We start from the raw sequence: 17,394 nt of genomic DNA on the forward strand, positions 1-17,394 counted from the left end.
CGATCTCCTCGCCGGCTTCTTCGCCAACACCGGCATGACCCTCGACCCCGAACCCCCGTGATAGCCCGAACCTCAGCCTTTCAACCTCTGTAGCAGCGGGTAGGTTGCAACATCTCCAAGTACGGCAACCGAAGCAGCATTGACACGCAGTTCATTGACGAAGTTTTCGCGTACTGCCTCCGATCGGCCGATGAGTTCTTCCTTGCGCCCGCGCCACAAGTCGGCTGTCGGTTTGTCAACAAGCCGAAACCACGGATCATGCTCGGCGAGAACTAGATCTTCCTTCCAATCTGGGCGAACCCACGGAGGATTTCCAACTTGAAGGTCGAAGCCGCCCTTTGAAAAGGCTTGAGCGAAGGCGAGTTCCCAATGCAAGAAGCCCTGTTCTTCGGCGATCTGGTCGGCGGCGAGGAGCCAGGGAAACCGATCGGAGAGCGTCCACGGCGAGTCGACGCCAATTACCCCGTCAAGCTTCCGCTCGAAATCGCTCATCTCGCTCAGGCTGGTGAACGCCCGGCCGTAGAACCGCTCGGTGCTCTCGTCCAGGTCACTCCGGCCGACGAGCGCTTCGGCGAAAGTCAACCAATCATCCAGGTTGGACAGCGGCACCTGCTGACGGAGCTGTTCCGCCACCGTCATCCGCCGCGTGCCGCCGGTCGGCTTCGTAGGCAGCTTCATCTGCTGCGGCTGCACGTTCCCGAAGATGTCCGCGGTCTCATAGACGGCCGGTTCCTCGTACGCCGGCTCGTCCTTGATGTGGGAGACCTGGACGGGCGCGACCGGGTATGCCGGGTCGGAGCCATCGAGCAGCCCGACCTTGTCCAGCGGCCAGAACCAGAGCGCGCACCACACGTCCATAAGCGTCTTGAGCCGCCAGTACGGCGTGCCGGGCGCGGTCAGGTCGGCGAGGATCTCCTCCCGCGGCACCGCCTCAGTAACCGGCGGCAGGTCCTCAGCACCCCAGACCGCGATGTCGCGGCGGATCTCCCGCTCGGAGATGTCGAGGCGCTGCTGCACCAGCCCCCACAGGAACTCGACCCGCCGAGCGAGCGCCTGCAAGCGCTGGACCTGCGAGTTCTTGCCCTTGGCCGATGGCGTGCGCTTCATCGCCGTACGCCAAGCCTTCAAACGGGCGGTCTCAGCCGGCGCCAGCTCGCGGGCCTCCTTCTCCCCCGCGACCGCGCCCCAGCCGTCGGCGGGGAGCAGGAAGTGGTGGATGGTGCCCTCGTCGATGGGCCCGTCCCGGAAGGGCTGCTCCTTGGGAGCGGTGGTGAGCCACGACTTGTCGGCGAGCTGCTTCGGGCTGTAGGTCTTGCGCCCGCCGCCGATGAGGGAGTTGCCACGTTGTAGGTGCAGGCCGAACCAGGGTGCTTGGAGGCCGGCGTGCATGACGTTGAGCCAGAGCGACACCTCGGCCAGCTCGACGGCGGTGCGGTTGAGGTCGACGCCGTAGCTGTTGTGCAGCGCGATGTACGCCTTCACCCGCTGGAGTTCGAGGTGGTAGTCCTCGGGGTCGAGGGTGACCTCCAGCTCCTTCTGGCGGCGGCGCAGGTATTCGGCGGCGACCTGGTTGATCGCCTCGTTGAGGAACGCGCCGGAGCCGAGCGCCGGTTCGCAGATCGTCCAGTCCAGCAGCTCGCGCGCCTTCGTGACCGTGCCGTCCTGGTCGAGCCGGTACTTCAGGGCGAGCTGGACGGTGACCTCGGTGAGCGACTGCGGGGTGTAGTAGGAGGCGCTCGTCTGTCGGTCCCGGCCGGCGAGCCGGTAGACGAACTGTCCCGCCTCGTAGCAGACCCGGCTACGCACGCCGGTGTACGCGTTCTCCTTGTAGACGAAGACGTTGTCGTCGTACTCGTCGGTCTTGGAAGCCGGGATCATCCATGAGCCGTCCTTCGGGTCGCCGTTTTTGGCGACCTCGTAGAGCTGCTCGGTGGCGACGAAGCCGGTGTACGACATCAGGCCCTCGTAGACCGCGCCGAGCTGGTTGATGCCGAGCTGGGCGTACGAGATGAAGCCGCCGCGGCGCTTCTTGCCGCCCTTGGTGAGCATCAGCCGGCGCAGCACCTCGTAGAGGACCTTGTTGCGCAGCCGCGTGTCGATCTTCGGGGCGTCCTCGTCGTCGGGGTCGCTGCCGGGCACGGGGATCAGCCGGCCGATGAGCTTGGTCTTCTCCGGTAGGAAGAGGTCGGACTTCATGGGCTCGAAGCGCAGCCCTTCGCCCTCGCTGGCCTTGTCGGCGATCTCCGTGCCGCCACGTGGCCGGTGCCCGTCGTTGACCATGCGGAAGAGCAGGTCGAGCGATTCGTACAGGTGGGTGCCGTCCTCGGCGGAGGGGGCGAGGCGGCGGGAGACGAGGTCACCGAGGCGGGCAAGGCTGTAACCCTCGACGTACTGGGGGTCGTTGACCGGCAGTACACCCAGCTCGGGGCGGGCCTCGGCGTAGAGCAGGAACAGGATTCGGTACAGGTAGCGCAGCGACTCCCGGCCGAGTTCCTTGGCCAGCTCGTCGAGGTCCATCACCTGCTGCGGCTGGTAGCCGGCCCGCCGGATCTGGTTGAGGACCTCGTTGGCGATGAGTTCGACGGAATCCTTCAGGCCCACGCGGAGTTCGCTGGACACACCGACGGCGTGCTGGCGGGAACCGGTGACCAGGTCGGCGAGGGGTTCGGTGCCCCCCTCGGCGGGTGGGCGCAGCGAGTCGGCGCCGAAGAGGGCGGCAACGACGTCGAGTTCCTTGTCATCGTTGCGGGCGTACGCGATGTCGAGGCTGACGGCCAGGTAGCGGCCCTCACCCCAGACCGTGCGGTCGGCGAGGGTGACCACGCCACCGCTGAGGATCAGCACGTAGCGGGGCTTCGGGCTGTCGGCGGCGAACAGCAGGGAGGCGAGTTTGGCGCCCGTCTCGACGGTCTCGGTGCTCGACAGGGTGAGCGGGTCGAGCAGCCGGCCGGCGTCGTCCGGGTCCTGGGCGGCCTCGGTGTCGACCGCCCAGCCGCAGTCCAGTGCCACGATGCCGTGCGCGGTGGTCAGCTCGGCGTGGGCGACGTGGACCTCGTACTCCTGGGCGTTGCGCTCGACGGTGATGGTCTGCGGCTGCGGGTCGAAGCCGAGCGCCCGCAGCACGTCCTGGTGCTGCTTGCGCAGCCGCTCCGGGTCGAAGAAGTCGACGTCGGTCAGCTCGGTCTTGGCGTCGAAGTAGGTCCGGCGCATGCCGCGCAGCCCGGCGCGCGGCGTGACCCGTCCGGACTTCTCGTCCTCGGCCCACTGCTTGAGCACGCCACCCTTGAGAGTGGTGGGCAGGATCTCGGCCAGGTAGTGCGCGGAGAGGTACTCGCCACGGTTGGTAAGCGACTCGAAGCTCATGCGGCGTTCTCCTGCGACGGTACGAGGACGGCGAGCACCCGCAGCAGCGGGTCACCGGTGGTCTCCAAGCGGTCGAGCAGGTCGTGCTGCTCCTGGACGGTGGTGTCGACGCGTTGGCGTCGCTTCTCCCGGTGCGCGCCGGGCAGCTCGTCGAGGATGCTCGCCTGCTGGAAGGTCCTCAACTGCTCGCGGTGCTTTCGCAGCGGCTCGGCGTTGGCTTCGGCCCACTCGTCGCGCTTGCCCTCCAGGTGTTGCCGGGCGGCCCCGACGGCCTGCGGCAGCAGCTCCTTCAGCGGGTCGATGGCGATGGCCTCGGCGCGGTTGACCATCGTCGGACCGACGTTTGCCTCCCGCAGCACCTCGTCCATGGCCCGAATCGTCGGCGACGCGGGCAGGTCGGAGATGGCCATCCACTGGACAACGGTGGGTTGGCCCAGTCGGTTGGCGTAGACGCCCTGGATCAGGAACGTCGGCGTGGTGACGTCGGCGGTGAGCACCGGGGCCTGCTGGCGACCCAGCCGGATCAGCACCTTGTCGACCAGCCAGTCGACCATCGGGTGCACGTCGCTGAGAAACGCGATGTCCGGCCACATCGGGGTCTTGCTCTGCCGCGCCTGGTCGAGCTTGCGCTGGGCGAGCGGGCGGTCGAAGGTGACCTTGAGCCGTAGCTCCTCGCCCTCCCGGTGCGCCCGCAGGTAGGAGCGGGGCAGGTCGGTGAGCCGGTGCACCAGATCGTGAGGCGCGAGGAAAGTCAGCAACTCGTCCTCGCGGCGTAGGTCGATGTGGTCCTCGGGGCGGTCCTCGTAGATCTCGTAGAGGGCCGTGTCTACGAAGTCCCGGGTGGAGTCGAAGAGCTTGGGGACTCGGGCCTGCAACACGTCCGCCGCCACCGGCGCGCTGCCGACCTCCGCGAAGAGGTCGGCCATCACGTCGACCTCGGCGTGGGCGGCCTCGTACGACTCGTCCACCGACTTTCCGGCGAGCAGGTCCCGGACCAGCCGATCCTCCTCGGCCTTCGCGTCGAACTGGCCGGTCACGGCCTCGACGCTGCCGAGGCTGCGGTGCGCGGTCTCCTCCCGGGTGAGCAGCTTCTCGGCGACCGTCCGGTCGTCCTTGGCGTCCTCCCGGTCGGAGGTGAGGATCAACGCGCGGAACTGTGGCTGGTGCTTCTGTCCGTAACGGTCGATGCGGCCGTTGCGCTGCTCGATGCGGATCAGGCTCCACGGAATGTCGTAGTGGATCAGATGGTGGCACTGCTGGTGCAGGTTGACACCCTCGGAGGCGACGTCGCCGGTGAAGAGCAACCGGACGTCGCTGCCGGCCAGCTCGAAATCCTGCAGGATCGTCTGTTCATCCTTGTCGGCCACGCCCCCGTGCAGCACCCGGATCGCGTTCGACTTGAGGCCGAGCATCCCGGGAACGACCTCGGCGAGCCACTTGATGGTCGGCACCCGCTCGGAGAAGACCACCGCCCGAGTGCTGCTGCCCTTACCGACACCGATCTTCTTCAGCTCGTCGACCAGCCCCTTGAGCTTGCTGGAGTCCTTGTCAGTCATCGCCGAGGTCAGCTCCGCGAGCCGGTCCAGCGCCGCCCGCTCGGTGCCGGTGGCCTTCTTGCGCCGGTTGGTCACCGTCTCGTGCAACGCGCGGTGCGAGGACAGAAACGACTTCAATAAGGTGTACGGGAAGAGCCGGTGTTGCCCGGTGATCGCCTCGTCGGTCCACTTGCCGGCCAGCCACACGTCGGTCAGCTCGTCGAAGATCCGCTCCTCGATCGACGTCGCCGCGCAATGCAGCGCCTGGGACGGCCCTCGGTCGGCCCACCGGTCGCCGATCTGGTCGCGTACCTCCGGGCTGATCTTCGTGCGGCGCAGGTAGAGGTGCGCGATGTCGCTTGCCTGGTAGTCCTTCTCGTTGGCGATGGCCGCCGGGTCGAGCAGCGAGATCAGCTGCGCGAACGATTCCTTGTCGCCGTTGTGCGGGGTGGCGCTGGCCAACAGCAGCGCGTCGGTCTTCGCGGCCAGGCGGCGGGCCAACTCGTTGCGCTGGGTGCCCTTGTTGATGAGGTTGTGCGACTCGTCGATGACGACGGCGTCCCAGGTCGTGGCGTCGAGGTGGTGGCCGAACTGGCCGGCGTCCTTGAGGGTGTCGACCGAGATGATGGCCCGTTTGAAGTAGGTGAACGGGTTACGCCCGGCCGGGATCTCCTGCTGGATGCGCTGGATACCGGTCGAGTCGAGCCGGACGAGCGGGATCGCGAACCGGGTCCAGAGCTCCCGCTGGAACTGTTCAAGCACCTGCTGTGGGGAGACCACCAGGATGCGGTCCCCCCGGCCCCGGCGGATCAGCTCGGCGAGGATCAGCCCGATCTCCAGGGTCTTACCCAGGCCGACGACGTCGGCCAGCAGGATCCGCGGCCGCAACCCCGACAGCGCCAGTTCAACGGGACGCTGCTGGTAGGTGAGCGGGTCGAGCAGGAACCGGTCGGCGAGGGCCAACCCGCGCTCGGTGCGGGGCAGCGGCGTGCGCCGCAGCACGGCTTCCAGGAAGAGGCGGCTCTGCCGGAATCGCGACGAGTTGTCCTGGACCAGCTCCGTCTCCTCGGGCACCAACGGCGTGATGGCTTCGAGATCGGTGAAGAAGGTCGCCTCGACGTCCTGGACGAACTCGGAGACACCGACCGCCTTCACCATCGTGCCGTCCGCGGTGCCGGTCTTGACGCTGCGAATCAGCCATTCCTCGTCGCGGACGACGATGCGGGAGCCCGGGGCGAAGGTCGCGGCCTGGGTGGTGGTCATCGGTGGTGCCTTCCTACAGGGTCGAGCGGCGGGCGTACTGGCGGCGCACCTTGTCGACCAGCCACGTCACGTCCATGGACGCCTTGGTAGATGGCTGCGGGGCGCGCTTGTCGGGCTTCACCACCGGATCCGGAGGGGGCACATCCTCGACTACCGGTGTGCCCTCGGGGTCCTGTCGCGGATCATCCAGGTCCTGCGGGACGAGTAGTTCGGTGCCACCGTCGTAGGTGAGGTCGGCGACTTCCTGGCGTAGGGCATGGACGCTCTTGCCGCTGGTGGCGGTGGCAACGGTGAGCAGCCGGGCGCGAACGTCGGTGAGGCCAGGTCGGGCCGTGGGGTCGAAGGCGAGCATCGCGCCGAGCAACTGCACCAGCTCGGCCGGCACCTCGGAGAGATCGGGAAGGTCGCTCGGTTCGCTGATGCGCAGCAGCAGATTCCACGAATTGGTCGACGGATAGAGCCCACGCCCGGTCAGCGCGAAGACCAGCGTCGCCGCAAGTGCATAGACGTCGACCGCCGGAGTGAGGTTCCGCTCACCCTTGACCTGCTCGGGCGACATGTAGGCGGGAGTGCCGACCAGTGCGCCGGGCTCGGTCAGGTAATCATTTCGGTCGCTCAACACCGCCAACCCGAAGTCGATCAGCTTGGGACCATCGGGGCCGAGGATGATGTTCTGCGGCTTGAGGTCACGGTGCAGCAGCTTGACCTCGTGCACCTTGGCGAGGCCTTCGGCGAGCATCGCACCGGCCATCGCGGCCAGCGGCAGAGAGAGTGGCCCTCGGGCGTCGACGTGCTGGCGCAGCGTGGACCCGGGGACGTACTCCACGGCGAGCCAGGCCGGGTTCGCATAGGGGTCCGCGCCCTCCAGACGGGCCACCCGGGAGCCAAAGACCAGCTTGAGGCTGTCGACCTCGGCGGCGAACCGCTCACGCACCGTCGGCGCCTCGATCAGGTGCTGCTTGATGACCTTGACCGCGACCCGCTCGGCGGTCGGCGACACTGCGAAGAACACATCGCCCATACCGCCCGAGCCAAGCGGTCGGACCAACTCGTAGCCGCCGATTCTGCCCAGCGTCATTCGTCCCCCTCACGATGACACCCGCCCGAACTGCTCGTCCGCCCTGTCGGCTCGACGCCTCGGCGGACGCATGACCGTACAACGTTGAACTTTCTGCGAGGAAGCGTCCGAACGGCGGTTCCTGGTGAGCCTCGAATTCATACTTTGTTAGGCTCTGTGTATGAGTCGGCGAGTGACGATCTCCGTGCCTGATGACGTGGCTGAGCAGCTGGACGCGCTCCCGGCTCGTCAGGTTTCCGCGTATGTCACCGAAGCGCTGCGCCGCCGTCGGAAATCCGACGACATGCGGGCGGCCCTGCGAGCCGCCGGGCACAGCGAGCACCCGTACGACCCGGAGGGCGCGGTGCGACACCTCGCCTCCCGCCGGGTGACACCAGAGATGCGCGAGGCGGCGATTGCCCGGGTCGCAGAGCTGCTGGAACGCCCGGTCGAGGAGGTCCGCGCCGGCTTCGACCGGCCGAGTGCCGCGTGAGCGCACCGGTCTACGTGCTCGACACCGGTGCCCTGATGGCCTACGCCCAGGGTGTCGACGCTGTCGGTGAAGCGCTGGTGGCGGCTGCCGACGCTGACGAAACCGTTGCCACGCCCCTAGTCTGCCTCATTGAGGCATACAGTCAGCTCGACCACACCGAGCACGAATACCTGTCAATGCTGCGCCGCAACCCGGCCGTGCGGATCATCACACCTGCTCTGCACGTTGACCGGGCCGACGACTGTCCGATGATCGGGGGCATGGCCAGGCAGGCCGGCCGTCTCGGTGCCGGCAACGCGGCCTTCCTCGCGATCAGCAACGCCGCTGGCGTGATCACGTCTCGGGCCGATCAGTTGCGGAAGGTGCTCGGCGACGACTGGCCCATCGTCGAGGTCTGACCTGATCAACGGGACGCGGTGCCGACGCAGTTGAAGACTCAGCTCCCCAACCGTGCCTGTGACCAGAAAGCTTGTCAGCTGTTCCAGAACATGAGGTCGCGTGCCTGCCGCGAACAGGACGTCAGCTCCGGCACACCGCGCGGAGGGACGACGTAGTCACGCTCGCGGATGAGCGCGAGGAAGTCCTCTGGCACAGCGACCCGGTGACTCCGCACGTAGTAGGCAAGGTCCTTCCGCCAGAGCCAGTCACCGTCGGTCATGACGGTAGAGCCGTTCATCAGCTGCCGCGTCGCATCGAAGGCGTCGTTGGCGACGTCCATCACGTCGATGAGGACGTGTCCCGAGTCCAGGTAGGTGACCACCTGGGCGAGGTCGGGCAGCTCCTCGGCGGTGACGTTGTCGAAGATGCTCTCCTGCGGCTCGGCGGAGCGGATCGGCCCGAATTCGCGGAACATGCCCGCTGCCTTCAACTGACCGCCGTCCATCAACGCCCACCGTTCGGATAGAAGGTCTTCCACTCTCCGTCGCCCCGGATCATCGGGGTCTGCACCACCGGACCATACCTGTCGACACCGACGGCGTCGGTCGGTGCCATCACGGGCACCCCGAGGGCGTCGGCAACCCGCTGCGCCGCTGGTGGCAGGCCGGCTTCGGGGTCGACGGTGCCGCTGTGACAGGACACCAGCCGCACCGGGCCGCCGTCGTAGTGGGGGTTGGCGCGAATGGCGTCGGCGATCTGCTGCGGGTCGGTGAGGTTTGTCGGGTAGTCGGCACCATCAGCGCCGAGGAGGCCGGGCCGGAATAGGCCACTCGGTACGCCGTGCACGACCACGTCGTGGTGGCCGGGGATCGGCGCCACCGTGTCGAAGTTACGCATGGTGGCACCGTCGTAGCCAATGGCCGTGCTGTTCGGCCGGTGGTATACCGGATCCCCGGCAGGGAGGTTCGCATCCGGGGGTGGCGGCGCGTAGGGATGTGCCGAAGGGTCCTTCCAGTCCGAGCGACGTCCCATCGAATCCAGGTCTGCCTCGCCCCAGGTTTCAGGCTGCTGACCGGGTACGGCGCCGTTCGGCGGGCTGCCCGCCTCGGCGTGGGCGGACCGCCGTAACAGGCCATTCAGCTCGTCGATCAGGTCGTCCAAGCGTCGGAGCAGCGGAATCAGCCGACGCAGGCTGGTGATCAGGGCGCTGATCAGCTTGCCGATCCGCGCCGCCCACTTGGCCACCAGGCTGCTCACCTGGGAGATGACCAACGGAGTCGCGATGCCCAGCGTCGCACCGGCCTCGGCCAGCCAGAGCGGCAGCCTGACCGCAAGCACCGACACGAAGTCCGCGATCAGGTCCCGAACCAGTTCGCGGACAAACGCCACCAGCAGCCCGGCGCCCTCCACAAGCGAAGCGACGCCGCTGGCTGCCCGCGCGATGCCCTCCATCGCCCGTATCTGACCTGCCATAGACGCCTGGTAGGCACGCGCCGAGGCACCATCCCACTCGGCGAGCTGCGCGGAAACCCCCGCGTGCAGGTCCGAGAGCGCATCAGTGCTCTGCTTGGCGACGTTGCGCCACGTGGACGCGTAGGCGGCAATCTGGTCCGGGTCGCCGGCCAGCCAGTCCAGCGCGTCCGACAACGGTTTGACGTGTTCGAGCAACCAGCCGACGCCCCAACTGACAAGCGACCCAAGCGGGTCGAGCACGGTGGCCAGGGCGTCCATCGACGTGGCGACACCACCGATCGTCGAGTCGATCCAGCTGCCCGACTCGATTCCCGACACCGCGTCGGCGACGTCCTCCGCCAAGCCGAACCCGGTGTACCAGTGGGTCGAGTCGTGGCGTGCCGCCACCAGCGGGTTAGCCGCCATGTCTGTCACAGCGGCAGATCCAACCGGCCACCACTGTGGTTGATTCGCCGGGCGCTCGCCGCGTCGGTCGCTTCGGTCGCGGCCGCAGCCGCTCGCAGATTCGCCGCCGCGTCACGCAGCGCCACAGCGGACTCTCCCAACGCGGTCACCACCCGGTCCGCCACGGGGTCGATCAGACGAGGCAGGAACCCACAGATCTGCCCGTACGCCTCCGCGCCCAGCTGCACGTATGCCGCCGCCCCACGGGCGGTCTCCATCTTGTCGGCGGCATCGTCGACAGTCGCGGCGTGCCGAATCACCGCCGCCACCGACATGTGCAGCTCCGTGTCACCGGCCACGTCTGGCGTCCCGGTCCCACTGATCGTGCCGCTCGTCGGAGGGCCCGGGGAAGCGCCTGGCAAAGGTGTCGGTGACCGCCCGCCCGGTCTCCGAGTCGATGCCCACTGTGTCGTGCACCGCAGCAATCACCTGCTCGGTCAGCCCGGCCTGCGCACGGGCGACGGTGGCCATGATGATGCTGGCGAGTTCGGAGCCGCGCAGCCGCTGAACGCGGTCGTCCATGCGGAGGTCCGTTAGCGCCCCAGAGGCGGCGACCGTCACGCGGACTGCACCGTCCGCACCGGCTGCCGATGCCGCCAGGGCCGCGACCCGCTCCGACAAGTCGGCGGCAGCCTGAGCGCGTGTCGACAGCTCGGCTGTCCAGGAATGCAGCATCTCCTGGGCCGCGTCCGGATCTTGCCCAAGCACTCGACAACCTCCCCGTACGCACCTCGGCTCCCGCTCCGGACCTCCACTGTGCACCACGATCGCAATCGATGATGTCCCGCAGCCGTCACGCACAGACCCGGAGGGGGATCGACCAGGGCCCGTCGACGACTGAGCGCGCCGGGATGACCACCAGGTGAGTAGCGACCAGGCGTCGCCTCAGCCGATGTCGGCGTCTGGCCGCAGGGCCCCCCGCGCCAAGCCGTCAGCAGTCAGTTGCGCCAGCTCCGCCCCGAGCGAGGCCGCCCGGCGGATCGCTGACTCGAAAGCCTCAAGGCGCCGAAACGCATCGCCATGAATCCGCTGCTCGTCCAGCGCCAACCGCCGCACCTGTGCCCGTCGGATATCGAATCGCATCGTTCCCGACAGGCTCGACGACTGCTTCTCGTTCGCCGACGTGCGCAGCTGCCCCGCCAGAAACCACGGATCCAGCGCGGACGGGTTGGGTCGCAACAGGTAGAGGTTGCGCCCCAACAACGCCCCCTCTTCGGTGATCACCCGCGGGATGAGCTGCCGCGCGATCACCGGCACCACCACGTCCCCCACCGCGAGGGGGATTTCCTGCCCGAACCGGTCGTCGACCCGCCCGGACGCCTCCACCCCGGCGAGCACGTCCTGCACGGTGAGCACCGGTGGTCCGTCGGGTGCGGGTGCGGAGGTGCCGGCGCGGACCGGCCCGATCAGTTGCAGCGCCCCGGTCTTCGCCAACTCTCCCACGGTGAGGAAGAGGTTGTCCGGCCCGTCGGACGCGGGCGTGACCTGGGGCAGCAGCGCCGGCAGCTCGCCGACGATGGCGGCCAGTCGTTCTCTGGTGCGTACCAGATGCTCGCCTGATGCCTCGCCCACGACGGCGGGTTGCCGGCGCGCGGGGGTGAGGTCGACCTCCTCGTCGAGCAGTTCGATGACCGGGACCGCCCGGGCGAACCCTGCCTCCTCGACGTCGCCGTCGGGGGCGGTGGCGAAGGCCCGCCAGGCGGCCAGCACGCGCGGCGCGGTGTTGGCCAAATCGCCGCCGGCGGCGTCGATCAGCAGCGCCCGCGCCGGTGGCGGCGCGTCCGTTGCGGCGCGTCGCAGCACCCACAGATGCAGGGGTACGCCGTGCGGTGCCGCCACCCCCGGCGGAAGCGCGATGACGGCGCGCAGGTGGCCACGGCGCAGTAGTTCGCCGCGGATCCGTTTGCCGGCGCGGCGGCTGGCGACGGTGGGTGGCATCAGGAGGACGGCGTGCCCGCCGACCCGGAGGTGGGCGAGGGCGTGCTGTGCCCAGGCCAGCTCGGGTTCGGTGCGGGGTGTGGTGCCGACGATCCACCGGGGGTCGTGGCCGAGTTCCTCGTCGCCCCAGTTGGTGGCGCCGAATGGTGGGTGGCAGACGACGGTGTCGACGGCACGGCCGGCGAAGGCGTCGGCGCGCAGTGAGTCACCGGTGCTGACCTCCCCCGGTACGTCGTGCAGGGCCAGCCACAGTCCGGCGAGTTTGGCGAGGTCGTCGTCGAGTTCCTGGCCGTAGACGGAGGTGCTGCCCGCGCGCACGGCGGCCCGCAGGATGGCGCCGGAGCCGGCGGCCGGGTCGAGCACTGAGCCGCCGCCGACGGTGGCGAGCCCGATCATCAGGTCGGCGAGGTCGTCGGGGGTGGCGAAGGGACGGCCGGGCCCCGGGGCGGAGAACCGTTGCCACAGCTCGTCGAACGCGCCCTGCGCGCCCAGCTCGTCGGCGAGGGCGTCGATGTCGGGCAGCAGTGGTGCGAGTTGTGCGTCGGGGTGGCCGCTGCGGGAGCCGCGCTGTCGGGCCAGCAGGAAAGCGCCGACGGTGGCGAGGCCGCCGGCCGGGGAGTCGCTGGCTGCGGCGAGGTGTCGCCAGAGCCGGTCGGCGGTGGCGAGCTCGGGGAGCTTGCCCTGGGTGCGTAACCACTGCTCGACCTGGATCAGGTCGAACTCGGGGCTCGCCGTCGTCCCGCCCACCGGGGCGGGGAAGTCGGGGTGCCGTTTACGCCAGTTGCTGACCGCAGCGCGACCGACGCCGGCGAGCCGGGCGATCTCCGCTGCCGTGATGGTCGGGTTCTCCTGCACGCCGAAAGTCTCGCACACCTGTCAAGCACGAAATTGTCTGTTGACAGTGTTGTCGGACGATGCTCTTATTGACCCCGCCACGTTCACATCAGGAGGACAACGATGCGCAAGACCACCGCTCTCGCTCTGCTCGCCACCGGCCTCATCGCCCTGGGCTGCGGCTCCGGTGCCGCCGACAAGGCCAGCGACTCCAGCGGCGACAACAAGGCGAGCAACGCCAGCGGCGACGAAGCCGGCGCCAAGGCCGAGGACAAGCCGAAGACCGCCACGATCGGGCAGCCGGCCCGGGACGGGAAGTTCGAGTTCACTGTCAAGTCGTCCAAGTGCGGCGTAGCCAAGATCGGCAGCGACATGCTCGGCCAGAAGGCTCAGGGCCAGTTCTGCCTGGTCACGCTCAACGTGAAGAACATCGGCAAGGAAGCGCAGATGTTCGACGGCAGCAGCCAGAAGGCGTACGCGGCCGACGGCACCGAGTACTCCGCCGACTCCGGTGCGGCGATCTACGCGAACAAGAACGCCGAGACGTTCCTCAACGACATCAACCCCGGCAACCAGGTGACCGGTGTCGTCGTCTTCGACATCCCGAAGAACGTCAAGCTCGCCAAGCTCGAGCTGCACGACTCGATGTTCTCCGGCGGCGTCGACGTCGCCCTGAGCTGACCGTTCGCGCCGAGGGCGGGACCCGCGAAGCCCGCCCTCGACGCACCCCTCCCCGCACCACCGCCACCCCGATTCTCAACGCGAGGAGATCGACGTGCGCCGTGCGAGCCAGCCGACCACGACCAGACCGACCAACCGCCGTGTCGTCCGCAAGGACGTCACCCGTCCGCCCTACGACGTACCCACCCTCTTCGACCTCGATCTGCCCGAGAGGCCGGAGGGCACGTATCTGACGTCGGTCTACCAGCTTGAGCGGGTGGCGCCGACTGTCGAGGGTCTGCACGACGCGGTGAACCACCGCTACGTGCGAAAGCACGACTTCCTGGTCGAGGAGCGCCGGGTGGCCGGTGCACCGGCGCTGCTGGTGCACGGGACGGTGCCGCGTTCGCGCGCCGACTGGTGCGATGTGCTGGCCTCGGTGACCGGGGAGACGATCGACCTGGGGTTCAGCAGCGGCGGTGCCGCTCTGCTCGTCGCGGTCGACGACCACGTTTACGCGCTCGCCTACGGCACCGTCGGCCGTCACATGGTCGATCTGGACCTGGCCAACTCCGGCTTCGGGATCGGCTTCGCCGTGCGGTCGCTCGCCCCGGACGAGATCAAGCAGGTACGCCGGCGGGTGTTCGGCACCACCGGCCGCGTCGACCGCAACATGGTCCCGGGCGGTCAGCACATCAGGATGTACGGCATCGACAAGTGGGGCGAGATCGTCGGCCAGGTCTGCGGGCGGACATTCAACCGGAACCTGACCGTCTGCCGGTCCACGGGTAAGGCCACCCCGGTCGAGGGCAGCGACACCTTGCGCATCCATCTCGGTGTCGAGCCCGCGAGCCTGCTCGCCGACCTGCGGGAGATCGACCGGGTCTGCAAGCAGGAAGCACCCTTCGCTGACCTGGAGTTCATCACCCAGATCCGACCGGTGCCTGCCCGGGATCCCCGGCTGTCGAAGGTGGAGGAGGAGCTGGACCGGCTGCTCCGGTTGCCGGATCCGGTGGAGGTCGGGCTGGCCGTACCGGGCCGGGTCTTCGGCGAGATCGAGCGGATCCAGTCGTACAAGCTTCGGGTGCCGAAGTCCGGCCTCGCTCCGGCGCGGCTGCCGGAGCTCACGCTGGCAGACGTGCTCGCGCAGACCGAGGGTGTGCCGGACGGCGAGCGGTGGGCGTCGCTCTGCAGTGGGCGCGTGACCGTCTACGCGGACACGGCCGGCGAGGAGGAGATCGGCTCGACTGCCGCGTCCCGCTGGATCACCGCGCAGCTCGCGCACGGTGAGAGTCAACTCCTGCTGCACGAGGGCGGCTGGTACGAGATCGGCGACCGGCATCGGGAGTTCCTCAGTGCCGAGATCGCACAGATCCTGACCGGCCCGGCCAGCTTCGCACTCCCGGCCTGGACCGCCGACCTGACGGACGAGGAGGCGTACAACATCCGCGCCGCGGAGGTCTGCGGACTGACTCTGCTGGACCGGAAGCTGCTGCGGACGAAGCAGCACCCTCACCGTATCGAGGCCTGCGACCTGCTTGGGCCCGGTGGCGAGCTGATCCACGTCAAGCGCGCCAAGGGCAGCTCGGCCTTGAGTCACCTCTTCGCGCAGGGCGCGGTGTCGGTCGACGCACTGCGGTACGAGGCTGACGCCCGCAACGCGCTCGTCGAGATGGTCGAGCGGCAACCGTCTGGACGGGTCATCGATCTGAACTTCCAGCCCCGCAAGGTCATCTACGCGATCGCCCTCGGCTCCGGCAAGCCGCTCACCGTCGACTCGCTCTTCACCTTCGCCCAAGTCGCGCTCTACCGGGCCATGAAATCCCTGCGCAACGAAGGCGTCGAGGTCGAGGTCATCGGTATCCCGTCCACCTGATCCGTTCACGACATCAGCTCCACAGCTTCCCGCTCAACTGAGGAGAACCCAATGACCGAACCTCACCACCAGCCGGACCCACCCGCCGAGACCCCGGCTCAGACGGAGACCGTGGGCGCAACGAGCCCGCAGCCCATCATCCGCCAACGATCCCGACTCCGGTGGGTCATCGCCGGCGCTGCCGTTCTGGTGCTGCTGCTCTGCTTCGGCGGCTGCGGCGCGCTGGTGGCCACCAGGAACGATGAGGAGTCGCCCGACCAGGGGAAGCCTGCCCCCACCGCCGCTTCCCAGTCGCGGACCGGCACGTCCGCCCCCACCAGCGCCGCCGCACCGACCACCGCGCCCGCGACGACGGCACCGCCCGCACCCGTCTACGACACGCCGACGAAGGGCGACTTCACGCTCAAGGTCAAGACGCTGCGGAAGCAGTGTTTCGGCAGCGCTGGCTGCAACATCACCTACCGGATCGACGTCACCTACGTCGGCGACGGCCTCGACCCGTCCAGCACCTATGAGGTGACGTACGAGGTCAAGGGCGCCGAGGACCCGATCATCAACACCTTCGAAGTGACCGGCGACTCCGCCTCCGTCCAACAGGAGGAGACGGCCAGCACGAAACGCTCCGGCGACAAGCTGACCGCCGTCGCGACCGACGTGTCGGAGCTGTGAGACCCCAATGAGCCTGTCCCCGTCACAAGACGTCAGGAGACGTCGTGCGTCCCGATGAGTTCCTCCGCGCCCTGACCCAGCTCCCCCCGACCCTGCACGACCGCGTCCTCATCCTTCGCCCCTACACCCGTACCACCGGTTGCGACGCCTGCCGGAGCATCGGTGATGCCGTCCACCTCGCCCTCACCGCCGCCCACTACGACGAGCTGAACTCCGCGGGCGAGCTGCTCGACACCGCCGAACGCCTCGCCGCCGAGCACACCGAGCACACCGGGCACACGCCGCCGCGCCCGGACCAGCAGCGCGGGCGCGGCCGGGTACTGCGCTGGGCGCAGGCGTCCGGTCCGCTGGTGGCGGCGACCGACGCCAGCTGGAAGGGCCGCGACGGTGGCATCGGGTACGTGGTCAGCGACGGTCACTACGGTCTGCTCGGGCGGGGCACCGGCCGACTCGACCCGACCGGTCGATCCCGGGTGCTCGTCGACGAACTCCGCGCTGTCGACTATCTCCTCGCCGACTATGACGAGGTGTCGGCGGGTCTGACCGTGCTGCTGGACAGCCTGACGGCCGTGCGGTACCTGCACCGCTGGCAGGCCGGCGAGATTGACGCGATGCCGGGCGGCTACAGCCTGCGGCAGCGCCGCTGGTCCGACAAACCGACACTGGTCCGGCTCGCCGAGCAGGTGGCCGACCGTCCCGACCTGACGTTCGCGCACGTCAAGGGGCACAGCGGCCACGCCCTCAACGAGGCCGCCGACGGTCTGTCGCACATGGCCCGCCGCCGGCGGGAGGAGTCCTTCGACCTGCGTCCTCGGGCGCACGCACTTGTCGACGCGTTCCTGCGCGACTGGCACACGAACGTCACGCTCTGACCGCTCGTCAAGCTGTCCGGAGCGAAGGCCGCCGACGTTGAGCCACTGATTCGTTTACGACATCAGCTCCACAGCGCCCGACGACCACCACCGCCCGCCGCAGCCGGGCCGACAGCAGCCCTCACTTCCACCGCTCACCCGGGCGGGCCGACGGACCCGTCGGCCCGCGGACACCACACGCCTGGAGACGACAATGGCTCAGCCCTCGCCGCCCACCACACCCCTGATCGAGCTGATCTTCGACCGGCTGGCCGCCGCCGGCGGTGTTCCGACCGAGACCGCCGAGCTGCGCAAGCTCGCCGCCGGCACGCAGAGCCAGCTCTTCGCGATCCTCGGCCTCGACGCGCTCACCGACGCCCGAGGGGTTCCTGCGGCAGCGCGACACCGGTTGGCGGGCCGCGGCGGCCGACGTGCGCGAATGGGTGGCCGCCGCCGACAACGGCACCGCGCTGGGCGTGATGAGTCAGGGCGAGCTGGTCAGCGTGACAGGTCCGATCGCTTATGGTGAGGAATCGGACGCCCGGTGGGCGGGTGTCCGG

At 68.7% G+C, this 17,394-nt stretch carries 15 protein-coding genes; 7 read left to right on the forward strand and 8 right to left on the reverse strand.

Annotation, left to right across the window (positions count from 1 at the left end; all coding sequences use genetic code 11):
• Positions 1 to 72 precede the first annotated feature (72 nt).
• The 3 genes from AB0B85_RS31585 to AB0B85_RS31595 are packed head-to-tail and all read right to left on the reverse strand — an operon-like array spanning position 73 to position 7,239.
• Entirely contained in the window at positions 73 to 3,363 is a 3,291-nt protein-coding gene (locus AB0B85_RS31585) for a hypothetical protein (RefSeq protein WP_357413077.1), read from the reverse strand.
• The gene (locus tag AB0B85_RS31590) at positions 3,360 to 6,161 is read right to left on the reverse strand and encodes a helicase-related protein (protein WP_357413079.1); all 2,802 of its coding nucleotides are present in this window, start codon (positions 6,159 to 6,161) and stop codon (positions 3,360 to 3,362) included. Before AB0B85_RS31590 ends, AB0B85_RS31585 begins: the two co-directional genes overlap by 4 nt.
• Before the next feature lie 13 nt (positions 6,162 to 6,174).
• Positions 6,175 to 7,239, reverse strand: coding sequence for a serine/threonine-protein kinase (locus tag AB0B85_RS31595; protein ID WP_357413081.1), 1,065 nt, complete (start codon positions 7,237 to 7,239; stop codon positions 6,175 to 6,177).
• Between the two features lie 160 nt (positions 7,240 to 7,399).
• Here AB0B85_RS31595 and AB0B85_RS31600 point away from each other — a divergent pair, with 160 nt between their 5' ends.
• Complete coding sequence (locus AB0B85_RS31600) at positions 7,400 to 7,711, forward strand: hypothetical protein (protein WP_357413083.1); 312 nt, start codon at positions 7,400 to 7,402, stop codon at positions 7,709 to 7,711.
• Positions 7,708 to 8,109 carry a hypothetical protein gene (locus tag AB0B85_RS31605; protein WP_357413085.1) on the forward strand — a complete coding sequence of 134 codons (402 nt, stop codon included), beginning with the start codon at positions 7,708 to 7,710 and terminating at the stop codon, positions 8,107 to 8,109. The genes AB0B85_RS31600 and AB0B85_RS31605 overlap by 4 nt, the downstream gene beginning before the upstream one ends.
• A gap of 74 nt (positions 8,110 to 8,183) precedes the next feature.
• Here the strand turns inward: AB0B85_RS31605 and AB0B85_RS31610 are convergent, their stop codons facing one another.
• The 5 genes from AB0B85_RS31610 to AB0B85_RS31630 form a co-directional block, all read right to left on the reverse strand.
• A complete protein-coding gene (locus AB0B85_RS31610) occupies positions 8,184 to 8,564 on the reverse strand; it encodes a hypothetical protein (protein ID WP_357413087.1) in 381 nt (126 codons plus the stop codon).
• A 29-nt stretch (positions 8,565 to 8,593) separates the two neighbouring features.
• Complete coding sequence (locus tag AB0B85_RS31615; RefSeq protein ID WP_357413089.1) at positions 8,594 to 9,967, reverse strand: WXG100 family type VII secretion target; 1,374 nt, start codon at positions 9,965 to 9,967, stop codon at positions 8,594 to 8,596.
• A 5-nt stretch (positions 9,968 to 9,972) separates the two neighbouring features.
• Positions 9,973 to 10,305 (reverse strand): type VII secretion target, encoded by a 333-nt coding sequence (locus AB0B85_RS31620; RefSeq protein ID WP_357413091.1) that lies wholly within the window; start codon positions 10,303 to 10,305, stop codon positions 9,973 to 9,975.
• Complete coding sequence (locus tag AB0B85_RS31625) at positions 10,295 to 10,681, reverse strand: YbaB/EbfC family nucleoid-associated protein (RefSeq protein ID WP_357413125.1); 387 nt, start codon at positions 10,679 to 10,681, stop codon at positions 10,295 to 10,297. Before AB0B85_RS31625 ends, AB0B85_RS31620 begins: the two co-directional genes overlap by 11 nt.
• Positions 10,682 to 10,891: 210 nt before the next feature.
• A complete protein-coding gene (locus AB0B85_RS31630) occupies positions 10,892 to 12,799 on the reverse strand; it encodes an N-6 DNA methylase (protein ID WP_357413093.1) in 1,908 nt (635 codons plus the stop codon).
• A gap of 102 nt (positions 12,800 to 12,901) precedes the next feature.
• Between AB0B85_RS31630 and AB0B85_RS31635 the strand changes: the two genes are divergently transcribed.
• The 5 genes from AB0B85_RS31635 (at position 12,902) to AB0B85_RS31655 (ending at position 17,363) form a co-directional block, all read left to right on the forward strand.
• Positions 12,902 to 13,459, forward strand: coding sequence for a DUF4352 domain-containing protein (locus AB0B85_RS31635; protein ID WP_357413095.1), 558 nt, complete (start codon positions 12,902 to 12,904; stop codon positions 13,457 to 13,459).
• A 94-nt stretch (positions 13,460 to 13,553) separates the two neighbouring features.
• A complete protein-coding gene (locus tag AB0B85_RS31640) occupies positions 13,554 to 15,314 on the forward strand; it encodes a DUF6119 family protein (protein ID WP_357413097.1) in 1,761 nt (586 codons plus the stop codon).
• Positions 15,315 to 15,365: 51 nt separating this feature from the next.
• Complete coding sequence (locus AB0B85_RS31645; protein WP_357413099.1) at positions 15,366 to 15,983, forward strand: hypothetical protein; 618 nt, start codon at positions 15,366 to 15,368, stop codon at positions 15,981 to 15,983.
• A gap of 44 nt (positions 15,984 to 16,027) precedes the next feature.
• Positions 16,028 to 16,855 carry an RNase H family protein gene (locus tag AB0B85_RS31650; RefSeq protein ID WP_357413101.1) on the forward strand — a complete coding sequence of 276 codons (828 nt, stop codon included), beginning with the start codon at positions 16,028 to 16,030 and terminating at the stop codon, positions 16,853 to 16,855.
• Between the two features lie 193 nt (positions 16,856 to 17,048).
• Complete coding sequence (locus AB0B85_RS31655) at positions 17,049 to 17,363, forward strand: hypothetical protein (RefSeq protein WP_357413103.1); 315 nt, start codon at positions 17,049 to 17,051, stop codon at positions 17,361 to 17,363.
• Positions 17,364 to 17,394: the final 31 nt, after the last annotated feature.

This window comes from Micromonospora sp. NPDC049044, assembly GCF_040649215.1.
GTDB lineage: Bacteria > Actinomycetota > Actinomycetes > Mycobacteriales > Micromonosporaceae > Micromonospora.

Coding starts and splice junctions, on each gene's coding strand:
- AB0B85_RS31645 (WP_357413099.1), top strand. CDS start 15,366: ATGACCGAACCTCACCACCAGCCGGACCCACCCGCCGAGACCCCGGCT.
- AB0B85_RS31625 (WP_357413125.1), bottom strand. CDS start 10,681: ATGCTGCATTCCTGGACAGCCGAGCTGTCGACACGCGCTCAGGCTGCC.
- AB0B85_RS31635 (WP_357413095.1), top strand. CDS start 12,902: ATGCGCAAGACCACCGCTCTCGCTCTGCTCGCCACCGGCCTCATCGCC.
- AB0B85_RS31610 (WP_357413087.1), bottom strand. CDS start 8,564: ATGTTCCGCGAATTCGGGCCGATCCGCTCCGCCGAGCCGCAGGAGAGC.
- AB0B85_RS31615 (WP_357413089.1), bottom strand. CDS start 9,967: ATGGCGGCTAACCCGCTGGTGGCGGCACGCCACGACTCGACCCACTGG.
- AB0B85_RS31585 (WP_357413077.1), bottom strand. CDS start 3,363: ATGAGCTTCGAGTCGCTTACCAACCGTGGCGAGTACCTCTCCGCGCAC.
- AB0B85_RS31600 (WP_357413083.1), top strand. CDS start 7,400: ATGAGTCGGCGAGTGACGATCTCCGTGCCTGATGACGTGGCTGAGCAG.
- AB0B85_RS31595 (WP_357413081.1), bottom strand. CDS start 7,239: ATGACGCTGGGCAGAATCGGCGGCTACGAGTTGGTCCGACCGCTTGGC.
- AB0B85_RS31655 (WP_357413103.1), top strand. CDS start 17,049: ATGGCTCAGCCCTCGCCGCCCACCACACCCCTGATCGAGCTGATCTTC.
- AB0B85_RS31590 (WP_357413079.1), bottom strand. CDS start 6,161: ATGACCACCACCCAGGCCGCGACCTTCGCCCCGGGCTCCCGCATCGTC.